The sequence below is a fragment of the Nostoc sp. NOS(2021) genome, from assembly GCF_017115025.1.
Classification (GTDB): Bacteria; Cyanobacteriota; Cyanobacteriia; order Cyanobacteriales; family Nostocaceae; genus Nostoc.
This window is the reverse complement of the sequence record NZ_JABXKM010000254.1, coordinates 1-5,681: the sequence shown is the minus strand read 5'-3', so window position 1 is coordinate 5,681 and position 5,681 is coordinate 1. Positions and strand designations below refer to the sequence as shown.

General features: G+C 45.8%; 4 protein-coding genes. 2 read left to right on the top strand and 2 right to left on the bottom strand.

The window, feature by feature from the left end; genetic code table 11:
* Positions 1-195 precede the first annotated feature (195 nt).
* Positions 196-2,361: a type I DNA topoisomerase gene (gene topA, locus HWQ41_RS26300; protein WP_292769700.1), complete on the bottom strand. Its 2,166-nt coding sequence runs from the start codon at positions 2,359-2,361 to the stop codon at positions 196-198.
* A gap of 147 nt (positions 2,362-2,508) precedes the next feature.
* Here topA and HWQ41_RS26295 point away from each other — a divergent pair, with 147 nt between their 5' ends.
* Positions 2,509-2,727, top strand: a complete 219-nt coding sequence (locus tag HWQ41_RS26295; RefSeq protein ID WP_292769697.1) for a hypothetical protein — start codon at positions 2,509-2,511, stop codon at positions 2,725-2,727.
* Positions 2,728-2,822: 95 nt separating this feature from the next.
* On the opposite strand, the gene HWQ41_RS26290 is transcribed toward HWQ41_RS26295, so the two are convergent.
* Positions 2,823-3,131, bottom strand: coding sequence for a hypothetical protein (locus tag HWQ41_RS26290; protein WP_292769694.1), 309 nt, complete (start codon positions 3,129-3,131; stop codon positions 2,823-2,825).
* Positions 3,132-3,704: 573 nt separating this feature from the next.
* On the opposite strand from HWQ41_RS26290, the gene HWQ41_RS26285 reads away from it, so the two are divergent.
* Positions 3,705-5,552 (top strand): aspartate kinase, encoded by a 1,848-nt coding sequence (locus HWQ41_RS26285; RefSeq protein WP_292769692.1) that lies wholly within the window; start codon positions 3,705-3,707, stop codon positions 5,550-5,552.
* The last annotated feature ends 129 nt before the right edge of the window (positions 5,553-5,681 follow it).

The window sequence follows — 5,681 nt, the reverse complement described above, 5'->3', positions numbered from 1 at the left end:
CTCTTACACTTAGTTCTGGTTTTGACATCAACATTTCCAGGTGCAAGATATGAGTTAACTTGAGTGCTTGTTTGTCAAGTATTTATGCTCACTAGAGAAGAGGCTAACCCCTTGTTTCGCGGTAACACACCCTACGACTTACAAAATTAAATGATTTGTTGTCATTATTGGCGGCAAAAATATCAACGGTGGAACCTAACAATTCAACTCCCCAAACTTAGGACTCCACCACCCTTTTGGCGTATTGAAATAAGCCACATCTTTATGTTTGGTATCCTGACGCGATCGCGGGTCACAACATCGCAACATTGTCTTACTCTGCCCATCTTTTATATAACTGTACTCCTCTAGAGGTTTTTTACATACTGGGCAGGGATATGCCGTAACCTTGACGGGAGGCTTTTGTTGATTTTCAGCCTGAACTGCTTTAGTTTGTGGTGGCTGCCAAGTTTTGTTAAAGTCGCTCCAAAATAGCACGACATTTTCACAGCCTTTTGTGCATTTGAGGAAATATTTCTTTTTAACTTTACTGCTGGGAATTTTGGCGAGAAAATTTTTGCATTCAGGGCATCGAGTCTTGGAAGTTTCATATTTGCGCTCGCTTATCACATTGACTTTACCTGTTGAGGAACTCGCAACTACAGTTTTAGCTTTGGAGAGCGCTGGTACAAAATAATTCTGATTCCAACTAGTTAAATAATGCTGCCAAGAGTTTTTTCCCTCAGAAATTGCATCAAGAGCATCTTCCATTTTCGCTGTGAATTCCGCCTCTAATAAATCCGGCAGTGCTTTGAGCAAAAACGCATCAACTTCTAATCCTAACGCTGTCGGTTGCAGATGGTCTTTTTTCAACTCGACATAATTTCGTTTTTTTAAGGTAGCAACAGTAGGAGCATAGGTACTTGGGCGACCAATTCCTTTACGTTCCATCAGTTGCACTAATTTAGGTTCACTATAACGGGGTGGTGGCTGGGTCTGCTTCTGCTCATGTCCCGCATTCTCCAGTTTCAATGCTTGTCCCTGTTGTAATGAAGGTAAAATACTATCCTTGCTGAGATTGTTCCAGTACCGAGCATAACCGTAAAATTCAATCACTTGCCCTCTGGCTGACCACAGTAGAGAACCAGACTGAGTAATTACTAAAGTTTTACGCAATTGGGCAGCACAACATTGAGAAGCAATTGACCGTTTCCAGATCATCACATACAGATTAAACTCATCATCAGGAAGTTCAGAACGCAACTGAACTGAGGGACGAAACACATCCGTTGGACGAATCGCCTCATGTGCTTCTTGAGCCGACTTGCTACTGCGATGCTTGGCGACTTGCTGCGGTACATTCTGCGGATCATTTTGCTCTAACCATTGGCGGGCGCTGGCACAAAATTCTGGACTCAGCATCACTGAGTCTGTTCGCATATATGTAATCAGCCCTGCCTCATAAAGCTTTTGGGCAACAATCATGGTTTTGTCGGGAGCAAACCTCAGCTTTGAACCGGCTGCTTGCTGAAGGCTGGAAGTTGTAAATGGTGGAGGTGGCTGGCGGTTAACGATTTTTCCTTCAAAATGAATCACCTGATGAGGATGCCGCAGTGCTTCTTCAACTAAACGTGTTGCTTCTGCTTCCGAAAGAACGCGCTTAGACTCCGGTGTTTCTGTGCTGTTACCTACCTTCGCGTCATCGTGAGCTTCAGTTTCTTGGTCTGCTGCATCTGTTGCAGAATTGACCGTCCCTTTGTAAAAAGCCCGGAATCCTTCAGCATAATCTACCCAAACACTCCAGTAATCTTGGGGGACAAAAGCCAGAATTTCGTTTTCTCGCTGACAAATCAAGTGCAACGTCGCGCTTTGGACTCTGCCAACACTCTTAGCGCCGTTATTCAATGCCCAAACTAAAGGGCTACCCTTGTAACCTACCAACTTATCTAGGCAATCTCGGCACAGCCCAGCACCAATCAAGTTTTGGTCTAGCTTTCTGGGATTAGCGATCGCACTCTGCACCGCCGATGCTGTAATCTCAGTATAAATTACTCGTTTCGGTTCCCTTAAACCCAGCGTTTCTTTGAGATGCCAAGCGATTGTCTCGCCTTCTCGGTCTGGGTCAGTTGCTAAGACAACTTCATCAACCTGCCTCACCGCAGACTTGAGCTTCTGAATTGTTTCCTTTGCTCGTTGGTCACGCGGGACATAATTGCAGCGGACATTACTGCCGTCCATGACGAAGCCCAAGGAATCGTCCCCTTCATTGCTGAGTTCTCGGATGTGGCCACAACTGGCTAGAACTTTCCAATCTGCACCCAGAATTTGACTGAGTTTTTTGACTTTTCCCGGAGATTCTACCACAAGCAGGCGTTTGATCATAGCAACTGCGTTCTCGATGCTCTATGTTGAATACTTTGTCACAACAGGCAATTCCATAGTAAATTTTAGTATAGATGTATCATCTAGTGCTTTTGTTACTTTTCTTTCAAAGCGTAGCGTTTCTAATTGCAGGGGAACGTATTGGCATTGTCAGTCAACGCATTGGCATTGTCAGCCGACCCATTGGCATTGTCAGTCAACGCATTGGCATTGTCAGTCAACGCATTGGCATTGTCAGCCGACCCATTGGCATTGCAGGGTATTGCCAAATATAATTTGCTACGAATCTTAGGTGGTGGAGTAGTGATTGTTCCCTTCCTCGCTGTAGTTTGCGGAGTGGATATTCACTACACCATTTTATGGTGAGTGCGATCGCAGCAATAGTTGGCTCATCACAATGCTTTAGATATACCCTCTGGCATTGAGACAGTAGAGTAAATGCTAGTCGTTTTGAGGAAGCCTTATCTAAAGCGACACGATTGGTCTATAGTCGGAGTCTCTTCAAGTTGCACCATTATCAGAACAGCTGGCGCATCGCCTACTGTTCCAGATAAGTGACCTTTATGACCTTGCGCGTCTGCTTTCGTACCCTGGTCTTCTCCAAATGAAATTTCGCCAGGGCCCATCTCGACTCGCTGGCCGTCCATAGTTTCCACAAACCAGCGTCCCGACAGCGGGATGACCCACTGAGGCTTCGGGTTTTCATGCCAGTTGCCAACCCATCCCACAGGTAGCACAGTAAAGGTGATTGTGGCACCGGACTGCTTCAAGTCAGAAAGCCACTGCGGCGAGGTATCCGGGGCTATGCCTTTTTGAATGAAGTCTTCAATTTGACAACGGGACTGGTGACTTATACCGTTGTGGTCTGTCCAAACGTGCCAGTAGTCAATTGTTGGCTTGTGTGATGAATTATTCTGCATAAAAATTTCTGAATTTTACAGTGGTCGTGATCAACCAGAAGCGATCGCTACTATTCATCGTGTATTATAACTTGGGGTAAATTTCCTCAACACTGCTGATCTAGCAGTTGCCAGCTAGCTTAGAACATCAGCTAATCAAAAAACACTTGACACCAAGAGACTTTCAACCCTGTTCCCTATTCCCTATTCCCTATTCCCTGCTATATGTATACTGCGATCGCTAGCGCCGAGTGGTTGACTATCTGAAACAGTGGGGATTTTGAGGAAACAATGGCAGCACTCTATGAAGATGTAGTTTTTGAATAATTAACATGGGGTATTCTGCACGATGTTTAGTAAACTAAATATCTATGTAATCGCTTCAAAGCTTCCTAACCCGGCGGGGCATTGAGCAAAACAGACACAATTGATTGACTAAAAGTTATGGCGCTCATAGTTCAGAAATACGGTGGTACATCTGTCGGTTCAGTCGAACGTATTCAAGCTGTTGCACAGCGGGTTTATAAAACTGTTAAAGCTGGAAACTCTCTGGTTGTAGTGGTTTCCGCAATGGGCAAAACCACCGATGGACTCGTCAAACTAGCTAATGAAATTTCTCCAAATCCTAACCGCCGGGAAATGGATATGCTGCTTTCCACTGGCGAACAAGTAACCATTGCCTTGCTCAGTATGGCATTGCAAGAACTCGGACAACCTGCAATCTCGATGACTGGCGCTCAAGTAGGAATTGTTACCGAAGCCGAACACAGCCGCGCTCGGATTTTGCATATTGAAACTACTCGCCTAACTCGTCACATCAATGAAGGTAAAGTAGTTGTAGTAGCTGGCTTCCAAGGCACATCTAGCGCCGGAGAGATGGAAATTACAACTTTGGGGCGTGGTGGTTCCGACACTTCAGCAGTGGCGATCGCAGCCGCATTAAGAGCAAATTTTTGCGAAATTTATACAGACGTTCCAGGGATTTTAACTACAGATCCCCGCTTAGTTGCTGAAGCTCAGTTGATGGATGCCATCACCTGCAATGAAATGTTGGAACTAGCTAGCTTGGGCGCAAAAGTGCTGCATCCCCGTGCTGTGGAAATTGCTCGTAACTATGGTGTTCCTCTGGTGGTTAGGTCTAGCTGGACGGATGCCCCAGGTACTTGGGTAACATCAGCCAAACCCCAAGGGCGATCGCTGATTAATCTAGAAATTGCTCGTCCGGTGGATCATGTAGAATTTGACACTAACCAAGCGAAGGTTGCTTTGTTGCACGTACCCGATAAACCAGGCGTGGCAGCAAGGTTATTTGGCGAAATTTCCCGGCAAAAAGTAGACGTAGATTTGATTATTCAGTCAGTTCATGAAGGTAATAGTAATGACATTGCCTTTACTGTGACAACACCAATATTAAAACGGGCAGAAGCAGTAGCAGCAGCGATCGCCCCAGCATTGAGGAGTCAATCTAACCCCAAATTGTCCGAAGCCGAGGTAATGATAGAAAATAACATTGCCAAAGTCAGCATCGCCGGCGCGGGAATGATTGGCCGTCCTGGTGTAGCTGCAAAGATGTTCGCCACCTTAGCCGAAGTTGGCGTGAACATCCAGATGATTTCCACCAGCGAAGTAAAAGTAAGTTGTGTAGTCGATGCAGCCGAATGCGATCGCGCCGTCATAGCACTCCGCAGCGCCTTTGAGATTGAAGCAAAGGAGCAGAAAGTAGAAAGCAGGGGAGAATTCCTCACTCCTAACTCCTCACTCCTAACTCCTCACTCTTCCCCCACTCCCCCCGTTCGCGGCGTTGCCCTAGACTTGAACCAAGCGCGTCTGGCAATTCGCCAATTGCCAGATCGGCCAGGGATGGCGGCGAAGCTATTTGGATTATTAGCGCAACATAATATTAGCGTTGATATGATTATCCAATCTCAGCGCTGTCGAGTGATTGATGGTGTTCCCAGGCGGGATATTGCTTTTACAGTCTCGCGGATAGACGGGGAAAGTGCAAAAGAAATGCTTACCCAAGTAGCAGCAGAGTTAGGATGGGGTGAAGTTGTTTTAGATAGTGCGATCGCTAAGGTAAGTATTGTTGGTGCAGGTATGGTGGGACAACCAGGTGTTGCCACTAAAATGTTTGAAGCTTTAGCCCAACAACAAATCAATATTCAAATGATTGCCACCTCAGAAATTAAAATTAGTTGTGTCGTGGCGCAAGAGCAAGGTGTTAAAGCTTTGCAAGCCATTCATGCAGCTTTTGGACTGGCTGGTAGCGAGAAATTTGTAGTGCCAGCGTAAAACCTGACTTAAACTCCTTCTTTGTTGTGGATACAGGAACTATAGCGTTTACTAATCACGTGAGGTACATCAGAGCAAGCGAGGAGCTTGCTCTGATGTACCTCACGTGATTAGTAAACGCTATAGTTC

Coding starts and splice junctions, on each gene's coding strand:
- topA (WP_292769700.1), bottom strand. CDS start 2,361: ATGATCAAACGCCTGCTTGTGGTAGAATCTCCGGGAAAAGTCAAAAAA.
- HWQ41_RS26285 (WP_292769692.1), top strand. CDS start 3,705: ATGGCGCTCATAGTTCAGAAATACGGTGGTACATCTGTCGGTTCAGTC.